This is a genomic window from Methylobacterium sp. BI1 (assembly GCF_056680125.1).
In genome coordinates, this window is the sequence record NZ_CM155267.1 from 4271747 (window position 1) to 4290726 (window position 18980).

Consider the following 18980-nt stretch of genomic DNA (forward strand, 5'->3'; position numbering starts at 1 on the left):
CCGATGTGAACGGTGCTGGTGCGGATGGCGCGCGGCATGTCAGGCGCGCATCCGGTCGTTGGCGGTGACGTCCGAGAGGGCGCGGGCGGCCTGGAGCAGGCGCATCGCGGCACAGGCAGCGCCGTAGCCGTTGTCGATGTTGACGACGGTGATGCCGGGGGCGCAGCTCGCGAGGATGGCGTCGAGGGCCGTGCGACCGCCCTCCGCCACGCCGTAGCCAACGGAGGTCGGTACGGCGATCAGGGCGCTGGCGACGAGGCCGCCGACGACGCTGGGCAGGGCCGCGTCCATGCCGGCGGCCACGATGAGGATCGGATGGGCACGGATCTCGTCGAGCCGGGTGGTGAGGCGCCAGAGTCCGGCCACCCCGACATCGGCGAAGAGCGTGGTGGCGTGGCCCTGATAGGCCAGGGTCCGTTCGGCCTCCCGGGCGACCGGAACGTCGGAGGTGCCGGCGGCCACGATGCCGATCCGGGCCGGGCCGGTGAGCGGACGGGCCCGTCCGAAGATCGCGGTGCGCGAGACGGCGCAATAATCGATCCGGTCGCGGTGCGGCGCGGCGAGGGCCGCGTGCTTGTCGGCGTCGAGGCGCGTCAGCAGGAGGGGCGCTCCGCGCGCCGCGGCGGCGTCCAGAATCGCGTCGATCTGCATCGGCGACTTGCCGGCGGCGTAGATCGCCTCCTCGAGACCGATCCGCTCGGGACGGGCGAAATCGAGGACGAATTCGTCGGCGACGCTCATGGGGCCGCTCCCGTCAGGAAGGCGCTGCCGGTGCGGTAGGCCGTGAAGCGCACCGGGGCTTCGGGCAGGTTCGCGGGTGCACCGGCGCGGATCTCGGCGGCCAGGGCGGTCTGGCGCGAACCGTCGAGTGCTGCGAGGCTGTCGGGGTCGAGTTCCACCACGATGCCGGCGGCCCGGACGCGGCAGCGCACGGCCCGGCGCGGACCGGTCCCGGCCTCGAGGGTCCGGGTCACCAGGCCCTCGACCGCATGGATGAAGGCGAGGGTCTCGGGCTCGATCCGGATTCCGGTCTCGACCCGGCTCGACAGGCAAGGTGCCGCCGGCAGTTCCGCTACCGCGCCGAGGCCGAGGTCGCGGGCGAGCGCCCGCACAGCGACCTTGTCCAATCCGGCCTCCACGTAGGGGTGGCGCACGCCGTGCTCGCGGGCCGCGTCGAGGCCCGGGCGATACTCGCCGAGATCGTCGAGATTGGCGCCCGACACCATGGTCCGGTCGGTCACCCGGCGGATCGTGCCGTAGAGATTGGTCTTGCAGAAGAAGCAGCGGTTGACCGGGTTGGCACGGTAGTTCGGGTCGGCGAACTCGCCGGCCTCCACCACGCGCAGGGACCAGCCGGCCCGCGCCGCCTCGTCCCGAACCCGCCGCGTCGCTTCCGCAGGCACGGCCGGTGAGGATGCATGCACCATCAGCGCCCGGTCGGCGCCGAGGAGGCGATGGGCGGTCTCGGCGAGGGTCAGGCTGTCGACGCCGCCACTGACCGCGACCGCGAGCGGCCCGATCCCCAGGAGGACCTCGTCCAGGCATGGCTGGAGATCGGGGCTCATGCGGTCCCTCCGTCCTCTGCATCCGCCCGGAGGGCGAGGGCTTCCGCGGCACGGCGCAGGCCGGCGCGGCTGGCGTGGGTCTCGTGCGCCGCGGCGTCGTCGGCCTCCGCCTTGGCCGTGCGGCCGCCCGGCCGGTCGACCACCTTCACCCGCACGGGCCGACCCTCGACCGTGACCGAGTGCATCCGGCGCGGGAGTGCGGCGCCGGAGACGACGCGATGGCGCAGGCCGATCGTGGTGGTCTCGCGGAAGCAGGCCGCCACCGCCGCTTCCAGCCCGCTGGCGCGGGCGAGCGCCCGGACATGGGTCATCATCCGCCCCTTCTTGCCGAAGACCGGCATCTGGACGACGTCGAAGATGTCGGGATGCGCGCGCAGGCGATCGAGGCCGAGGCCGAGATCCTCCGCCGACTGATCGTCCACCTCGAACTCGATCACGCCGAGGTCGCGGTGCTCGCCGCTCCCGCTCGCCTTCGATGCCTCGTACACCATCGCCCGCAGGCAGTTGCTCAGGCCCGGCAGGACCTTCGTGCCGAAGCCGATGCCCGATCCCTTCAGGACGCGCGGCGCCGCCGGCAGGGGCGGTGCGATGTCTTTCAAGTAGCGGAGGATGGCGGCGCCCGTCGGGGTGACGCGCTCGCCCGGCACGCCGTCATCCAGGGTCTCGAAGCCCTCGACGAGGAGGCTCGTGGCCGGGGCCGGCACGGGCAGCGGTCCGTGCTGGGTTCGGACGCGGCCCGAGCCGAGGGGTAGAGCCGATACGCTCCAGGCCTCCGCGTCGAGGGCCGCGATCAGGTGGGCGGCCGCCACGATGTCGGCGATCGAATCCCAGGCACCGACCTCGTGGAAGGCCACCGCCTCGACGGCGATGCCGTGAACCCGCGCCTCGGCCTCCGCCAAGCGCGTAAAGATCCCGATCGCGTGGCCGCTGACGACCGGATCGAGCGGACATGCCCGCAGGTCCGCGCGGATCTGCGACCAGTGGCGATGCCCGTGATGGGAAGCGCCTTCGTGATCGTGGCGGTGGCCATGCTCGTGCGCGTGGTCGTGACGGCGATGCGTGTGACCGGCCGCGCCGCCATCCCGATCGCCGGGACTGCGCGCGACGACGAAGCGTCGACCGGCGAGGATGCCGTCATTGTGTCCGACGAGTTCGCAGGAAACCCCCGGCAGGGCGGCCCGGATGCTTGCCAGCACACCAGCTTCCTGGTCCGGAAACGCATCGAGAAGAGCGGCGGCGAACATATCGCCGGCGACGCCGCCGAGGGCGTCGAGATGTATCTGCATGCGCGTTCGTGTTCGTTGGCCCGTCACCGCAGGGAGCGAACGCAACATCGGTCGGAAAGCTCCGGCGGCAAGCGCTGGCGCCGGGAGACCGAAGGCCGCAGAGAACCCCCTCAGTCCGCCCGGATCTGGTGGGGTCCGACGATCTTCGCCCAGAACGAGCACCCGCACGGCGAGGGCTGCATGGCCCCCCTCGGCGCCGGGGTTTCGCAGGTGAGCAGGTGCTTCAGCAGTCGCTCCATCTGTGCGATCTGGTAGGGCTTCTGCATCACCGGGATGGCATTGTAAGCGGGCTCGATGCCGGACAAACCGTAGCCGGTGGCAAAAATGAAGGGGATGCCGCGCTCGAACAAGGCGTCGGCCACGGGATAGCTGCAAGCGTCGCCGAGATTGACGTCGAGGATTGCCATGTCGAGGTCCGCACCGCGGGCCAGGGCGATCGCCTTGTCGAGACGCATGGCCACCTCCACCTCGCAGCCGAGGTCGAGCAGCATGTCCTCGCCGAGCATGGCGACGAGGCTCTCGTCCTCCACCAGCAGAACGCGCCGTCCCTCAAGGCCGCTCATCGGGCGGCCCGTCCGGTCACCTGTTCCTGCCCGTGCCAGCCGAGAGCCGTCAGCGGGATACGGAGCCGGCAGGTCACTCCGCCCTGCGCGAAGATCAGGTCCGCGCTGCCGTCGAATTCCATCGGCAACTGGCGCTCGATCAGCCGGCTGCCGAATCCCTTGCGGGTGGGCTCCGCGACCGGCGGCCCGCCCGTCTCGGTCCAGACGAGTTCCAGGCGCTCGCCCGCCTCTGCCGGCTCCAGGGTCCAGGAGACGCCGACCCGGCCTTCCGGAACCGACAATGCGCCGTACTTGGCCGCGTTCGTCATGAGTTCGTGCAACGCCATCGCGAGGGTCACGGCGACCTTGGGGTGCAGGCGGGTGTCCGGACCGACGAGGTCGAAGCGCGCCGTATCGAGCTCGGCCAGAGCGTGCGGTGCCAGGGCGCCCTCGACGACGCTGCGCAGGCTCGCGCTCTCCCAGTTCTCCGCCGTGAGCACGTTGTGCGTGTTCGACAGAGCGACCATCCGGGCATCGAAGGTCTGGCGCGCCACGGTGTCCGTGTTGCCTCGGAAGGTCTGCGCGGCGATCGACTGGACGGTCGCCAGCGTATTCTTGACCCGATGGTTAAGCTCGTTGGTCAAGAGGCGCTGACGCTCGGCGGCCGCCTTCTCCTCGGTAATGTCGCGCACCTCGATGATCGTTCCGATGATGCGCGCCTCGTCGTCACGGATCGGACTGGCGGTGAACCCCACCGGATAGAAATGTCCATCCTTGTGAACGAAGACCTCCTCGCCCCGCTCCTGATTGTTCTCCGGAAAGGCGCGGTCGATGGCGCATTCCGCGAGCGGGAACGGGCGGCCATCCGGATACGTGTGATGGACGATATCGTGCAGCGGGCAATCGCGCGCGAGCACCTCGGTGAGGCTGAAACCGGTGAGCAGTTCGGCTGCGCGGTTCATGTAGACGCAGTGCTGCCGGTCATCCATCAGAAAGATGGCGACCGAGGCGTTGTTGAGAACCGCGTTGAGTCGGCGCTCGGTTTCATACAGCTGCGAACCGCGCCGCAGGGTTGGCAAGGTGGTCGTGGTTGTATCGAACGTCTGCATCGGTCCAAAGCTCGGCACGAACGATCGTTTCCCGGAACGGACAGCGATGTCGCTGGCCAGTGAACAACGCGGTGGGGGTGCAGGGTCGGCCCTTGGACGAGGCCGACCCACTGCAGGCACAGGTCTAACGTTAGCGCCTATCGCAATCCACGGTCCGCGCAATGGTTCCGCCTCCTAGACCGGGTTCCTTTACGGCACGTGATCGACGTGCTGGCGGGCGTGGGATAGGGAGGCGGCACATGGAACGAATCACGATACGACGTGCTGCGTTCAGGATGCATTCGGAGGGTCATGGACGACGCGGTTGAACGGCTTCGTCTGAAAGCACAGGCACTCGAGGCGGAGATCGCGGCGCTGCACGCGGAGCGGGACGCCCGGATTCGGGCACCTGATCCCGGCCAGCGCACCTCGGCAGCGAGCCCCGATCTGCTCTTCACGGCAGCGGAGAAGACCCGCATGCCGATGATCATCACGGACCCGAATTTACCGGACAATCCGATCGTCTTCGCCAACCGGGCCTTCCAGGACCTGTGCGGATACGGAGCGGCGGAACTGCTCGGACGGAACTGCCGCTTCCTGCAGGGCAGCGGCACCGATCCGGCCGAAGTCGCCCGCGTGCGGGACGCTATCGCGGCCCGGCGCGACGTCGTGGTGGAGATCGTCAACTACCATCGCGACGGGAGCGCATTCCGCAACGAGCTTTACGTCAGCCCGGTCTTCGACCGCGGGGGCCGGCTGATCTATTTTTTCGGCAGTCAGCTCGACGTCACCCGCTTCCGCACCGAGGAGGGCAAGCTCGCCGAGAGCGAAGCGCGCTATCGGACCCTCTTCGATGCGATCGATGCGGGTTTCTGCATCGTGGAGATGCGCTTCGACTCCGGTGGCCGACCGGTCGATTACCGCTTCCTGGAAATCAATCCGGCCTTCGAGCGCCAGGCCGGCCTCGGCGACGTGGTGGGGCGCTGGGTCAGCGACGTCATTCCGGATCTCGAGCCGCGCTGGCTCGAAACCTACGGCGAGGTCGCCCTGACGGGCCGACCCGCCCGGTTCGAGAGCGGTGCGGTCGCCCTCGGCCGCTGGTTCGACGTCCATGCGCTGCGCGTCGGCGAGCCGGTGCAGCATCGGGTTGCGATCCTCTTCAACGACATCACCGATCGGCGCGAGGCGGAGACGGTGTTGCGGACCACAGCGCGGGACCGCACCGTCGAGCGCGACCTCGTCTGGCGCGCCAGCCGAGACCTCCTGGTGATCTGTGGGTTCGACGGCGTCTACAGGTCTGTGAATCCCGCCTGGTCCGAGATGCTGGGCTGGCCGGCGGATGCCCTGATCGGCGCGCGGTTCGACGACTACCTTCACCCGGAGGATGTCCCGCCGGCGACCGCCGCCTTCACCCGCCTGACCGAGGGCAGCGTCCTCGACAATCTCGACGTCCGCATGACGACGGCCGATGGGGATTTCCGCTGGGTCTCCTGGAACGCCATCCCGCAGGGCGACCATTTCTACGCCGCCGGTCGCGACGTGACCGAACGGAAGGCCCTCGAGGAGCAGCTGCGACAGTCGCAGAAGCTCGAGGCGGTGGGCCAGCTCACCGGTGGCGTGGCCCACGATTTCAACAACCTCCTGACCGTCATCAAGTCGTCCACCGACCTCCTGAAGCGGCCCGACCTGCCGGAGGAGCGGCGCCAGCGTTACATCGGAGCGATCTCCGACACGGTTTCACGGGCGGCAAAGCTGACCGGGCAACTTCTCGCCTTCGCGCGCCGGCAAGCCCTGAGTCCCGAGGTGTTCGATGTGGCCCGGAGCGTCGCCTCCGTGGCGGACATGGTCGGCACCCTGACGGGGGCCCGGATCCGGGTCGAGACCGAAATCGTTCCGGGCCTGTCCACCGACGGCACGCCACTGACCTATCTGGTCGACGCTGATCCGAGCCAATTCGATACCGCGCTGGTCAACATGGTCGTCAATGCACGGGACGCCATGGATGGCGAAGGTCGGCTCCGAATTCGGGTGAACCGGGCCCTGACCATCCCGGCCGTCCGCGCGCACCCCCGCGTCCGAGGAGACTTCGTCGCGGTTTCGGTGTCGGACACGGGCTCGGGCATACCCCCCGAGATGCTGGATCGCATCTTCGAGCCGTTCTTCACGACCAAGGGCGTCGGCCAGGGTACGGGTCTCGGACTGTCTCAGGTCTTCGGCTTCGCCAAGCAATCCGGGGGCGAGGTGCTGGTGGACAGTACCCTGGGGAGCGGGACGACGTTCACCCTGTTTCTGCCCCGCGTCCGGGCGCCAGTCGCGCCCCAGGCCATCCTGCCCGAACCAGCCTTTCTGGCCGATGGTCATGGCACGCGGGTGCTGGTCGTCGAGGACAACCTGGAAGTCGGTGCCTTCGCGACGCAGGCTCTGCAGGAACTCGGTTACGTCACTCGCTGGGTGACGGATGCGGAACAGGCACTTCAGGTGTTGGAGCCGGCCGCCCTTCCGGAATCGCCCGATCGCCCCTTCGACATCGTCTTCTCCGATGTCGTCATGCCCGGCATGAACGGGATCGACCTCGGACAGGCGATCCGGGCGCGCTATCCCGGCCTGCCCGTCGTCCTCGCCTCGGGCTACAGCCACGTCATCGCCGAGCAGGGCACCCACGGCTTCGAATTGCTGCGCAAGCCCTACTCGGTCGAGGATCTGTCCCGGATTCTCCGTCGTGCGGTGGCGCATGGCCCGGATCAGAGACGCGATGCGTGACATCTCGCTCGTGATGGGCCTCGGATGAACTGGATCGACCGGCGCCGGGTTGACCTGCAACAGGCCCGTTCGACGGACGGACGTCATGGGACGTCCCCTCGACGCGCACGCACAACCATCGGGAAACGTGACATGAGCGACGGCGCAACGGCGAGCGACAGCCCCTTCATCAAGGGCCGAAATGCTCGCCTCTACGGTAAGCAGCGTGAGAGCTGCCCCTATGCCGAGGGCAGCGAGGACAGAGCGGCCTGGTTGCAGGCCTTCGATGAGGCTGCCGACGATCGTTCGGAAAGCGACACCGGGGCGATCGATCCCCAATCGTCCACGAAAGCCTGAGCCCAGCCAGCCCCCTGGCGCTGTAGCAACCGCCGACGTCGGCACGCACACCCCGAACCGGGGCACACCGCCTCGGTTCGGATCATCCGTCGAAGATACGGCGACCGAGCTGCAAGTAGCTCGGATTGAATTCGGCCAATTCGCTCAGGCCGGCCCAATCGAGGATCGTCAGCCGCTTGCCGGACAGGGCGATGAGGCGCTGCCGTCGGAGGGCCTGGAGGGACCGGTTGACGTGCACGTTCGACAACCCGACCGTGACGGCAATGTCGCTCTGCGTGAAGGGCAATTCGTAGGTCATCCCACGGGTCAGCCCCACTGCGCTCAAGCGCTGGTGAAGTTCGCAGAACAGATGCGCGATGCGCTCGATGGCGGTTCGGCATCCGATGTTGACGATCCACTCGCGGAGCGTGGCCTCGTTGACGAGGATGCTCGTTCGCAGGGCCTGTCGTATGGCGGGATGTTGCCGCAGAATCGCCTGCAGCGCCTCTGCGTTCACGCGTGCAATCCGACATGGTGAGAGCGTGCTCACGGTGTGGTCCATCCGACCAATCAGGCCGGCTTCCAGGTTGCAGTGGTCACCGGGCACCAGGTAGGCGGTGATCTGCCGGGCACCGTTCTGACGAAACTGGTTGCGACAGGCGAATCCTCTGACGACGATCAGGACGCCTTCGGCAGGTTCTCCCTCGTGCAGGATGTCTGAGTGAGCGGGGTAGTCCCGGGCCGACGTCACGAAGCGCGACAACGCGTTCCGATCCCCCAACGACAGGTTCTGAAACGCTTCGAGCTTCTGAATCAGCGCGGAGGCGGGCGATTCCGCCATGGGGAAGAGGACACGGTCCCCGACCGCCTGACTGCTAAGGGCCTGTACCATAGTCACAAACTCCCGATCGCAAATTCGTCGAGGGTGATCACGATGCTTCAGGGGATCTCGAGTTTCGCGAGACAGGGCGCGTCGCCAAAGCCGCGCGCGATTGAACCCTCGCGATGGCAGGTCGTTTGCAGAACGAAGGAAACGCCGCGCCTGGGGACGCGCCAGAGGGTCCTCGAGACGTCGTCGTCCTCGAGCAAAGGGTCGAGGAGACGGTCAGCTCGATGCGTTCACCCTCCAGAAGCGCTTCGGTCGCCGCCACGTTCGCCAGCCGACCGGCCACGCGCTCACCGGCTTCCTGCAGGGGTACGCACAAGTCCAGGGCAACAATCACGTCGCTTTCCGCGACCAGTACGCGGGGTGTTCCGGTTTCCTTCATCGCTCGATCCTGGTTTCGAGATGGATGCAGATTCCGTCAGATTCCGCGCACAAGTAAGACCCGATTTAACAATCAACGCAAGTGCAGCCCTGGGTTTCCAACTGTCTGATCCCTTGCGTTGACTGTGTGTGCGATACCCAACAATCATTTGATAAGCAGTGATATCTGTCCGCGTTGCATGACACCTCAGGGTGTAGTGCTGAAAGGATGGATGAAGGCTCGGGCATGCGTCTTCGCGCAGATGCTCTTTCGCGATTGTACCCTGAGCCACGACTGTGGCGGTCGCCATCACATTGCTCGGAGGGCGCGTCGGTGAATCATCCCCCGATCGAGGATAAAATCGACGGATTGGTTTACGCAGCCTGTATTTAATGATCGATTCAGTCTTCGTGTCAGATCAGGCACCGAAATCCGATGAACTGATTGCGATTTGTGCGTGGATCCGCGATTTTCGAAGCGAGATAGTCAGAGGATCGCCAATGGAAATTGCACGCCTGCTTCATACCTTTGCCGGCCCCATGATGGCCCTCGTCGGAACGATGCCGTCCTGGCGGCAAAGCCCTGCACCGCCCCCGGTTCTGGAGGGAGCGCTCCAGCGGACCGTCGACTTCCCCGCGGTGCAGCCGAAGGAATCCGCGTATTGGCCCGAGCGCTCACACATCCTGTCGGGTAAACCGGAACAGACGGCGACGTATGTCTACAAGAGCCCCGACGGCCTGTTCGCCGCCGGCATCTGGACCTGCCAGCCAGGCAAGTTCCGCATCGATTTCGGCCGGGCGGAATTCATCCAACTGCTCGCGGGTGTGGTGACGGTGACGGACGCCGAGGGCCTCTCCAAGACCTACCGAGCCGGCGATGCCTTCGTCACGCCGGCAGGCTTTTCCGGCACCTGGGACGTGATCGAGCCGATCAAGAAGCACTTCACCTGGTACGGTCCCGAGTCGGTCTGGTAGGGCGCGCCGCCCCCTACTCGGCGGCGTCGGTGATCCGAAAGCCCTCGATGCCCTGGCGCTCGGGATTGATTGCCGCGAGCGCGCGCTTGGCCGCCTCCAGGGGATGTTCGGCTTCGATCCGCACGGAGGACAAGTCCGGGCTCTTGTAGACGGTGACGATGGTATCCATCACCTCCGTCAGCGTCGTCCGCTTGTCCTCCGGCGCCGCGATCAGGAGCTGCAGCCCCCACGCCTGGTAGAGGTCGACCAAGGCCTGGCTGTTGCGCACGTCGAGCTTCGAGAACGCTTCGTCGAGCAGGCAGAGGCCGAGGCCGGGGTTCTCGTCGCCGGGCCGGTCGCCCGGGTAGTATGCCGAGGCGAGGGACGCCGCGATGGCCACGTAGAACGGCGCCTGCGCTTCGCCACCCGATCCGCGGAGCGCACGGTTCGACATCGTGGTGCGATTCCCGGCCCGGTCGCGCATTCCGATTTCGTAGACGAAGTAGTTGCGATAATCCGCGAGGCGCGCGGCACTCTCCTCGCCAGCGATCAAGGCCGTAATTTCGTCGATCGCCGCGGCGAGCGGGCCATCGGGGATCGCGCCCCCCTCGTCCGGCAGGATAGCCTGAGCCGCATCCGGCGAGCGCGCGACCTCCGTCGCCAGGGCGTGGACCGCCGCGTAGCGCCGGTCCACCTCCGCCTCGAAGGCGTAGGTCTGCCCCGTGAAGGTCTGGCTCGACAGGCGCTCGTTCAGGGCTTCGAGCCGGGCGCGGACCCGCTCGAACTTGTCGGCGAGCCGGGTCAGCAGATCTTCGATCATCAGGCGGCGCATCTCGCTCTCCGCCCGCCGCGCCTGATCGCGGTAGCGCCGCAATTCGTGCCCCGCCACCTCGTCATAGGCCCGCTTCGCCCAGCCGTAGCCGAAGGAGGCCGGCGCATCGCCTGCCCCCAACGGATTCTCGACGCGCCATTGCACGCAGTACTCGGCGAGGTCGCGCTCGGCCGCCCTCCCCTGCGTTCGCGCCGTCTCCGCCGCCTCACGGGCTCGCGCGCGCCCGGCATTGGCGAGGCCCGCCAGTGCCTTGGAGTCGAAATCTGCTCGCTCGGCCCGCAGCTGGGCCAGCGCCTGCGGATCGAACGCGTCCGGACGCACGAGCCGGATGCGCATACTGTCGCCACCGGTCCAGCGCTGATACGCGGCCCTGCGGGCCTGAAGCGCGGCACGGGCCGCCTCGCGGCTCGCTGCGACCTTGGCCTTCAGGCCAGCCTCCTCGCCCAGAAGCAGGTCGCGTTTCGGCTCAAGCACCTGAACGAGCTCGGTAAGATACGCCGAGCGCTCCTTGGCGAGTTCGGCGAGTTCGGCCTCCAGCACGCCGGTCTCGGCGCGCTCGACGCTCTCCCGCTCCGTGGTCAGGCTGCGGCGGCGGCCCTCGATCGCGTCCGCTTCCGCCCGCAACTCCGCAAGGTCGAGGCTGGTCTCGGACAGGCGGCGTGCGAGGGCGGCGCCGATCCGGGCCGCCTCGCGCAGGACATCCGCCTCGGCCCGGGCCCGGCGCGCCTCGGCGACCGCCTGCTCCCAATCCTGGCGGCTCTCGACAGTCGGCCCGCGATGGCCGCGGGTCATCATGAGCTGGACCGGGCGCACCACCGAATAGGCCATGCCCGAGGTCGACCGCCCGCTCGGGGCCACGGCCCGGCTCATATGGGCGAGGGCCGCGTCGTTCGGGGCGAGGTCGTAGCCGCCGAGCCGCGCGCCGAGAAAGGCCTGTGCGTGAGGATCGGCCGTCTCGATCAGCGCGAGCGGGCCCTCATCGTCCCGGCCGCCGCGCCGGCGGGCCGTATCCGTCGTCTTCACGAGGAGACAGCGGTAGAACTGGCTCTTGCGGGCCTCGAGCAGCGCGAAGGCGTCGTTGAGGCGGTCCGGCTGCACCACGAGCGCCTCGCGGGCGCCCCCGAGAAGGCCTTCGAGGGCCTGGCCCCATTTCGGATCGACGATCTCGGCGAGTTCGCAGATCGGCGTCGCGTTGATCCCGAGGCGGGACAGTTCCTCGCGGAACGCCGCCACGTCGGAGGACAGGCGCGGTGCCGTCCCCCGCCCTGCGCTCGGGGCCGGAGCCCGGGACTGCGCCTCGTTCTCCAGGGCGCGGGCGCGCAGGGCTGCGTCCTCGGCCGCCCGCTCCAGCGGCGTGGCGATCGGGGTCATCCCGGCCAATCCGGCGAGCAACGCGGTAAGCGGTCCGTCGGACCGCAGCGTCTCCTCGGGATTGGCCTCGCGGCGCAGGCCCGATCGCGCGCAGGCCTCCACCAGGCGCGCGGCGTCCGGCGAGACCTTGCGGATCTCGCCGATGATCACCGCGAGCTTGCCGGTGTCGAGGACGATCCCGACGAGATCGGCGACTCGGGCAGCCAGATCCCGCCGGTCACGGGCCAGCATGGCGAGGCCGGCATTCGAGGCGGCGAGACGCCCCTCTGCGGCGGTGCCGGCGAGCAGCGCCTTCTTGCCCGCGATCTCACCGTCGATCTCGCGCACGAAGCCCTGGCTGGTGGCGACGCTCTCACGCGCGATCCGCAGGCGCTCGGCGACGTCCCTCAGGGACTGGCGGGCGGTGACGGTGTCGATGATGCGTCGGCGCAGGTCCGCGTCGGCGGCGCGGAGCTCTCCGAGAGCCGAGGCAAGGCTCGCCTCGGCCCAGGTCTCGTAGCGCCCGACGATCCGGGCGAGATGCGCGAGCCGCCGCTCCAGCTCCTCAATGGTCTCGAGGAGGCGCCGCCAGGTCTCCACCGATTGCCGGATGCGCGCGACGTCCAAGGGCTCGGGTTCGAGCACGAAGGACCGGACGAACGCCGACGAATCGAAGATCGGCTTGAACGCCACGGCGTTGGAGAAGGTACGCAGGAAATGGCGCGGCTCCGGGACCGCCGCCCCTTCGCGGAGGATTCCAAGGAGTTCGGCGGTGAAGCGCTCGCCGGACGCTCGGTACTCGTCGAAGGTAGTCCCGCGGGCGCGCAGATCCTTGGCGATCTCTGCCCAGGGCGCGACGAAGCTTCCACCCGGCGCCTCACGAACGTAATCGGCGATCTCGAAGCGGTGGCCGACATGGACGAAGCGGGACAGGGTGGTCTCACGACTGTCCTCCGCCCGCGCCGCCATGGCGAGTCCGGCGGACACCACGCGCCCGGTGGTCTCGTTCTCAAAGACCAGAACGATCAGGGTCTCGCAGGCTTCACGGGTGGGGCGTCCCCCTTCGGCCGGATCGCTGATCCAGCCGAGGCAGTAATCCCGCACGGTCCGGGCGCTGCGTCCCGAGGCCGAGGCGTTGAGGGCGAGGCGACTGGCATTGTTGCCCGCCAGGACGGTGCCGACCGCATCGAAGATGGTCGACTTGCCGGCTCCCGTCGGCCCCACCAGTGCAGCCGCGCCCCGGATCCGAATCTGCTCGCGGCGGATCAGGTACCAGTTGGAGAGGACGATGTCGGTAAGGCGGTACACGGCCGGCGCTGACGGTCCCAATTTCGCGAAGCCCCCTCGCATGAACGCTGCGCGCCCGGGATGCAAGCCGGCGCGGACGCCGGCCTGGGGACGCGGAGACACCGGGCGATGGGGACAGGCGCTCGCCAGCAAGCATCGAGAAAAACGCGCGGACAGCCATGCCTACCGAGGCGGCAAGCGGTTGACGCTCGACGCAACCGCCCGGTGGCCTCGCTTCCCCGGGCGATCGCGTCCGGCTCCAGTCACGAGACGTCAGGCCTCCTCGTCGCCCCGCGCGGCCCCCCAGGCCCGGACCTGATCCATCCAGGCATCCGGCGACAACACCGCGATGCCCGGCATCACCATCAGGGGCGTGATCTTCTCGACCTTGTCGCGTTCGCCCAGGCGCAAGCCGCCCTTGCGTGCGAACAGACGTAGGATCTCGGTGAGTCGCGCCTCCTCCGGGGGGTCGCTCCGCGTGGCAGTGCGGATCGACTCGACGATGTCGTCGGTCGTGCATTCCACGACACCCTCCGTGGTGACCCGGTGCGCGCGCAGGCCCTCCTCGTAAGCGAGACGCAGGGCAAGGAGCACCAAAGTCTCGTCCTTACGCAGGCGCTCGGCCTGGGCATCGTGCCGGATGCCCTCGGGCGGAACCCGCAGGCACACCATCTGGTCGCGGTGCATCACCTCGAACTGATAGCCGAGGCATGCGAAGTAGGCCTGGAAGAAGGGCGCGTAGTGCCGGGCGAGTTCGTAGGAACGCCCGATGCCCGGTGTTCCGGCATAGACGCATTGGCTTTTCAGAAGCACCTGAAGGGCCCGGGTCAGCTCCTCTTCCGAAGGCGCGCGGGCTCCGGGCGGCGACAAGTCCTCGCCGTCGACGATGGCGCGAAAGGGTTCGAGCATAGCAGGCCTCGCGGTCGCGGGGTCTTCCCGCGCCGGCCGATGTTTCTAGCGCCTCGCGGCGACGCCCGCCAAGAGCCTCGCTTCGACGCCCGCCAAGAGCAGGGGCCAAGCGTCGTGACCAGTGTCGTGGCCAAAAATCGTGCCGGAGCGCGTGTTCCACCAAAGGAAGTCGCCGGTGCCGTGAAATCCTTCAGGCCGCGACGGCCGGGGTCGCACGGAAGAGCGAGAGGCAGGCCGTGTCACGATGCATGCTGAGAATCGATGCACGGTCGAGCGAGGGGTTCGCCGCGAGAACGCGCTGGACCTCGGCCACGATCGCCTCGTAGCGGGATGGATCGTAGTTCGGCTCCAATGGGCTGACTGCGATGTAGGTTTCGACCACCAAGACGCGCTCGCAACGCTCACGGCCGACTTCCGCGGCGATCCAGGCGGATTTGATCAGGCATTTGGCGCTGGTCATGGACGAACGCTCCCACAGTCTTCTCGGATTTCGTGTCGCAGCGTGCGCATGAAATTGAGCGGAGCATGAACCCGTCACGGTATTTTGCCAAGGCCCGGGATTAAACCGGGATGATCAATCGAGCAGTTGCGAAAGATCGCCGTCATCGGGAAATCTCAGCCGAGAATCCAGCATAGCCACGGCGAAACGCGGTCGGACTTGGTTCTAGCGGCGCAGGGCCGGCGCACGCTCCAGCAGGAAGTCCGGGCAGTCGAGCCAGCCGTTCGAGACCCGCCCATCCATGCGTGATAGCCGGTAGCGGGTCCGCAGACTTCCGTCGAACAGGACGTCGATCTCGCGCAGGCGCTGGAACACGACAAAATCGTCGACGTCGGTGATCTGGATCTGAGAACCTCGGATGGCGCGCTCAGGTCCCAGCCGTGCCTCGACGAAGGCCACGATCCGCTCGGGCGTAACCGCGACGCGCTCGCGGAACGCGTCCTTGGCAGCGATGAAGGCCTCGATGACCGGGTCGATCTCGATTTCGGGCAGCGGCTCGAACTCGATCGCCGCCCGGCGCAGGCGCGGTGCGTAGCAATGCGGTTCCCCGATCGGTGGACGGAACAGCGAGACATGTGGATCGGGCAGGCCGGGGAGGTCGTCACCGCCGCCGGCCACCGCCCGCAGGGCCGCGGCCGTGCGTTCGATTCGGTCGGAATCGCGATGGTCGAGGTAGCGCAGGGTTGCGGCGATCCGGCGCTCGAGCCGGGCGACGATGTCGGCGACCGCGTCGAGGTGACGATCGAGCCCCTCGAAGATTGCCAGGATCTCGGCTAGGTCGCCGCGGACGGCGCGCTCGGCCGTCTCACGATCGGGTGCCCGGCCCTCCCGGAGACCCGCATCCGTCAGCGCGCGCAGGGTGAGGGGGTCGCGCAGGGCGCGACCTGCCTCGCGCACGATCCCGGATCGGAAGCGGAACGGATTGAAGCGGGTGTGCAGCGTCCGGTAGTCGCTGACGAGGTGGCGCGCGACGAACTCTTCGAAATAGAGGCGCAGGGCGACCCCCTGATCGGCCTCGCGCAGGATCCGCTCCTCGCTCTTGCGCATCGAACCAGCCAGGCTGCGCAGGTGGCTCAGGAAGGTGCGGGCCGACTTGGCCGCGTTGACCAGGGCCTCGGACCGCTCGGCCGGATTGGCGATTGCGCTTTCCAGGCTGCCCAGCACATCGAGGACCGCACCGCCATAGGAGCGTCGCTCGCCCCGGTCGAGGCGCGCCAGCTCCTCGATGACCATGCGGGCTTCGGGGTCGAACTCGACCACCGGAACGTAGCGCTCCCGCCGCTCCACCAGCCAGCCGGCCTCGAGCAAGCGGCGATAGACGACCGAGCGGCGCTCGCTCGGCTCAACCGTGCCGGTCGCGTCGTCGTCCACCTCGCGGTCCACGAAATCGGCGGCGAAATCACCGATCGCCGCCAGAAGTTCGCTCTTCCGCAGGGGTTCGGCGGTGTCCCCGAATACGCGGCCGTGCAGGTGCAGCAGGAGCGCCGCATTGAAGGCCCGGCTCGAAGAGGCGAGTGGCTTGAAGAGATCGTCGGACAGGTGAGTGAACAGCATGGCGAACCCGTCTGAGATCAGCCCTGCCCGGCACGGAGAGTCAAATCGCCGAAGCGGTCGTCCAGCGGATGACCCTGAACTCCGGAGACGAACCGCGCGTTGTCCACCGGTCGTTCGCGTTCCGCGAAGCCCGTTGTTTTCGTGGAGTTTGCGATGTCCATCCGCCGCCGGAGCGCTCTGCTCCTCGCCCTGTCCGTTTTCACCCTGCCAGTGGCGTTCGGGAGACCGGCCCATGCGCAATCGGCGGCAGACGGAGGCGGCGCCGGTTTTGTCCAGCCGCAGCCGGGGGCGATGCGGGGATCCAAGATGATCGGCCTTCCGGTAGTCGGTATGGATCACGTGCGGGTCGGGTCGATCGAGGACGTGCTCATCGGCGACGCCGGAAAGGTCGAGGCGGTGGTGATCGGCGTCGGCGGCTTCCTCGGCATTGGCGAGAAGCTGGTGGCAATCCCCTACGATACGGTCGCATGGAACATGGAGGACGTCCCCCTCACGAGCGGGCCGACCTCGGTGATCACGCCGGAGACGAAGCCCAGCATCGACGCGGCCGCCCGCGTCCAGCCCGAGACGATGCCGGGCGCCGACACGACACGCGAGGTTCTCGGCGCCGTCCAGAACAAGCACACCGACCAGGTCACGGCGACAACGGGCACCGTCGACGAGAACCGGAAGCCGACCGCGGATCGCGCCACGGCGCTGGCCGGCGGTGTGCCTGTCGAGGCCGAGATCCGCATGACGAAAGCACAGCTCAACGCGGCACCGGCCTTCCGGTACGGGGCGGCCCGCAAGGCCGACAAGTAGCAGTGGAGAGCAGGATGCCGATGACCCGCACCCTCACCACGAGCGCCGTCCTGTGGACCGCGACCCTATGGAGCGCACTCGCGCAGCAAACCAATCCCGCGCCGCCGATCCCGGAGACCGGACCCGCCGGCTCGAATTCCGCAGCTGCCAACGCGGCCGCCACGGATTTCAACTGGATCTGGCTCAGCCTCGTCATCGCGGTCGTCGCGCTGGCGGTCTGGTATGTCGCCCGGCGCCGGCAATCGGGGAATATCCGCTGAGAGTACGAGGCTCGTCGATCCCATCGTTACTTCGTGAACGCCGGTTCCGCGACAGGGGACCGGCGTTCATCGAACTGACAGCCCACAAGGCAGATGTTCTGGGCATTCCACCGGGCCCGAGGGGCTCAGAAATCGGACGAGGTTCAACACATGACCCAATCCAAAGTCACGCTCGCCACCTTATCAATCCTCCTCTCAGCCTCAGCAGTGCTGCCAGCCCTTGCGCAGTCTGAAGCGGCGATCCAGCGCCGCGACAACGGGCGAGCGGCTGCGGAGCGCCGCGATCTGAACCGCGCCGAGCAATCGAGCGCCGATGATCGCAGATCCGTCGGTACGGACCGAGCGAGGGCTTATCATGATGGCGCAGTTCTCCGACGCGACGAACGGCGCGGAGACCGGGCGGCCGTTTCGCGGGATCAGGCAGTCGTCAATCAGGACGCGGCGGGTCTGCGCCGAGACAATCACGCCGCGGCGGTCGGTCGGAGTGCCGTGAGTCGGGATCGTGCCAGGGCCGACCACGGCGCCGCCGTCGTTCGTCGCGATCGGCACTGACCGGACCCCAGCGCCAGGCAGTCGCGGGATTGCCCGGCCATTCAAGGAGATTGACGGGCACGCGATTCTGCCCGGGCCTCAAGCGTTACGAGTCGCTGTCGAAGCAATTCGTCGATCCGATGCGGACGTCGGCGCTGTGTTTACGCTGAGACGCCCTCAAAGACGTCCGTGAAGCTCGCTGTCAGACCTTCGCATCCGGGGCACCAGGGTGAGCGGTAGAGACCGTAGGCGAAGAAGCATCCGGCGAAGTTGGCGTAGCCCGTCGGGCCGACGTAATCGACGATCAGCCTGTCATCGACTCGTACCTTCAGCAGGCCGTTGCTCCCGGCCCCGTCCACGAAATCGATGGCGACTGCGTAGGAGCGATCTCGGCGCAATGGGACGATGGCCTCCGGTCCCAGATCGACGCGGCGGCCCTGGTCCTGAGACCCGGCCGTCGGGAAAGTCGCGAGATCGATGTAGAGCACTTCCTCCCGAGCGTGAGGGGCCTGTGGCTTGACCCCGATCGCGAAGGGCGGGTTCCGCCAGCGTTCGCCCGGGCTAGGCCGGGCATTGTATTGACCGACGACGCACCAATCGTGCGTCATCAGCAAGCCCGGGTGGACGTTGATTGCGAAACGCGCCCGCATCAATTGGCCGGCTGGGTGTATCTCGCGTCGGCTCGCGTCGTAGACCGCCATCGCCCGCGCCGGCGCATCCTGTAGCCGGCCAGCGTAGTGCCGCGCCTCATTCGCCGAGACGTCCCCCTTCTGAATGCTGAACGTCCGCACCCTTCGACCGTCCGATAGCACGTCCCAGCACACTCCGCGGGTGACCGGAAGGTCGAACCGCCTTGCTGGCAGGATGAAGCGAACCCCATGGCCGTCTTCCAGAACCTCCTGGCCGTCCGTGTGCTCAATGAAGTCGATCATGCCCCACCGATAGGCCTTGTCGCGAGTTAGCGGCAAGAGATCGAGATGGCGCGAGTGCCTTTTGCGGAGGCTTTGCGGCTGTTCGATTGGAGCCGTGTTGGGCTAGGTGGGGTGCCAGGCCAAAGAGGGTCAGAACGCAGTACGGCCGCCTGCGCCGCTGTTGATAGTTTCACGCCGCGCCCCGCGGGTCGCATCCACGCGGGGCACAACCCTGAGCCGACAGCTCTCTTGGTGCCTGCCTCCCGCCCGGAGGGCGGGTCGACCCATGG

17 protein-coding genes are annotated in these 18980 nt (G+C 67.8%); 5 read left to right on the top strand and 12 right to left on the bottom strand.

Annotated elements, in window-relative coordinates:
- Window positions 1–39: 39 nt before the first annotated feature.
- The 5 genes from larB to AC1MGR_RS20195 form a co-directional block, all read right to left on the bottom strand.
- Window positions 40–741: a nickel pincer cofactor biosynthesis protein LarB gene (gene larB, locus AC1MGR_RS20175; protein ID WP_480232712.1), complete on the bottom strand. Its 702-nt coding sequence runs from the start codon at window positions 739–741 to the stop codon at window positions 40–42.
- Window positions 738–1565 (bottom strand): ATP-dependent sacrificial sulfur transferase LarE, encoded by an 828-nt coding sequence (gene larE / locus AC1MGR_RS20180; RefSeq protein ID WP_480232713.1) that lies wholly within the window; start codon window positions 1563–1565, stop codon window positions 738–740. The genes larB and larE overlap by 4 nt, the downstream gene beginning before the upstream one ends.
- A complete protein-coding gene (larC, locus tag AC1MGR_RS20185; protein ID WP_480232714.1) occupies window positions 1562–2851 on the bottom strand; it encodes a nickel pincer cofactor biosynthesis protein LarC in 1290 nt (429 codons plus the stop codon). The genes larE and larC overlap by 4 nt, the downstream gene beginning before the upstream one ends.
- A 110-nt stretch (window positions 2852–2961) precedes the next feature.
- Window positions 2962–3414, bottom strand: a complete 453-nt coding sequence (locus AC1MGR_RS20190) for a response regulator (protein ID WP_480232715.1) — start codon at window positions 3412–3414, stop codon at window positions 2962–2964.
- Window positions 3411–4502, bottom strand: coding sequence for a sensor histidine kinase (locus AC1MGR_RS20195; protein WP_480234848.1), 1092 nt, complete (start codon window positions 4500–4502; stop codon window positions 3411–3413). The genes AC1MGR_RS20190 and AC1MGR_RS20195 overlap by 4 nt, the downstream gene beginning before the upstream one ends.
- Window positions 4503–4793: 291 nt before the next feature.
- Between AC1MGR_RS20195 and AC1MGR_RS20200 the strand changes: the two genes are divergently transcribed.
- Both AC1MGR_RS20200 and AC1MGR_RS20205 read left to right on the top strand, forming a co-directional pair.
- A complete protein-coding gene (locus AC1MGR_RS20200; RefSeq protein ID WP_480232716.1) occupies window positions 4794–7241 on the top strand; it encodes a PAS domain S-box protein in 2448 nt (815 codons plus the stop codon).
- 132 nt (window positions 7242–7373) lie between these two features.
- On the top strand, window positions 7374–7577 hold the full coding sequence (locus AC1MGR_RS20205) for a ribosome modulation factor (RefSeq protein ID WP_480232717.1): 204 nt from the start codon (window positions 7374–7376) through the stop codon (window positions 7575–7577).
- Window positions 7578–7659: 82 nt separating this feature from the next.
- Here the strand turns inward: AC1MGR_RS20205 and AC1MGR_RS20210 are convergent, their stop codons facing one another.
- Window positions 7660–8397 carry a Crp/Fnr family transcriptional regulator gene (locus tag AC1MGR_RS20210; RefSeq protein ID WP_480232718.1) on the bottom strand — a complete coding sequence of 246 codons (738 nt, stop codon included), beginning with the start codon at window positions 8395–8397 and terminating at the stop codon, window positions 7660–7662.
- A gap of 798 nt (window positions 8398–9195) precedes the next feature.
- Between AC1MGR_RS20210 and AC1MGR_RS20215 the strand changes: the two genes are divergently transcribed.
- Window positions 9196–9777: a cupin domain-containing protein gene (locus AC1MGR_RS20215; RefSeq protein WP_480232719.1), complete on the top strand. Its 582-nt coding sequence runs from the start codon at window positions 9196–9198 to the stop codon at window positions 9775–9777.
- Between the two features lie 13 nt (window positions 9778–9790).
- On the opposite strand, the gene AC1MGR_RS20220 is transcribed toward AC1MGR_RS20215, so the two are convergent.
- The 4 genes from AC1MGR_RS20220 to AC1MGR_RS20235 all read right to left on the bottom strand — a co-directional run bounded on the left by AC1MGR_RS20220 (window position 9791) and on the right by AC1MGR_RS20235 (window position 16187).
- On the bottom strand, window positions 9791–13246 hold the full coding sequence (locus AC1MGR_RS20220; protein ID WP_480232720.1) for an SbcC/MukB-like Walker B domain-containing protein: 3456 nt from the start codon (window positions 13244–13246) through the stop codon (window positions 9791–9793).
- Window positions 13247–13498: 252 nt separating this feature from the next.
- Window positions 13499–14134, bottom strand: a complete 636-nt coding sequence (locus tag AC1MGR_RS20225; RefSeq protein WP_480232721.1) for a DUF4194 domain-containing protein — start codon at window positions 14132–14134, stop codon at window positions 13499–13501.
- A gap of 190 nt (window positions 14135–14324) precedes the next feature.
- Window positions 14325–14594 carry a hypothetical protein gene (locus AC1MGR_RS20230; protein ID WP_480232722.1) on the bottom strand — a complete coding sequence of 90 codons (270 nt, stop codon included), beginning with the start codon at window positions 14592–14594 and terminating at the stop codon, window positions 14325–14327.
- Window positions 14595–14798: 204 nt separating this feature from the next.
- Window positions 14799–16187, bottom strand: a complete 1389-nt coding sequence (locus tag AC1MGR_RS20235; protein WP_108035027.1) for a Wadjet anti-phage system protein JetA family protein — start codon at window positions 16185–16187, stop codon at window positions 14799–14801.
- Window positions 16188–16286: 99 nt separating this feature from the next.
- On the opposite strand from AC1MGR_RS20235, the gene AC1MGR_RS20240 reads away from it, so the two are divergent.
- Together AC1MGR_RS20240 and AC1MGR_RS20245 are read left to right on the top strand one after the other, a co-directional pair.
- Window positions 16287–16988, top strand: a complete 702-nt coding sequence (locus AC1MGR_RS20240) for a PRC-barrel domain-containing protein (protein WP_480232723.1) — start codon at window positions 16287–16289, stop codon at window positions 16986–16988.
- A 20-nt stretch (window positions 16989–17008) separates the two neighbouring features.
- The gene (locus tag AC1MGR_RS20245) at window positions 17009–17248 is read left to right on the top strand and encodes a hypothetical protein (RefSeq protein ID WP_480232724.1); all 240 of its coding nucleotides are present in this window, start codon (window positions 17009–17011) and stop codon (window positions 17246–17248) included.
- Between the two features lie 201 nt (window positions 17249–17449).
- Here the strand turns inward: AC1MGR_RS20245 and AC1MGR_RS20250 are convergent, their stop codons facing one another.
- Complete coding sequence (locus tag AC1MGR_RS20250; RefSeq protein WP_480232725.1) at window positions 17450–17797, bottom strand: hypothetical protein; 348 nt, start codon at window positions 17795–17797, stop codon at window positions 17450–17452.
- A 143-nt stretch (window positions 17798–17940) separates the two neighbouring features.
- Window positions 17941–18711 (bottom strand): polysaccharide lyase family protein, encoded by a 771-nt coding sequence (locus AC1MGR_RS20255; RefSeq protein WP_480232726.1) that lies wholly within the window; start codon window positions 18709–18711, stop codon window positions 17941–17943.
- Window positions 18712–18980: the final 269 nt, after the last annotated feature.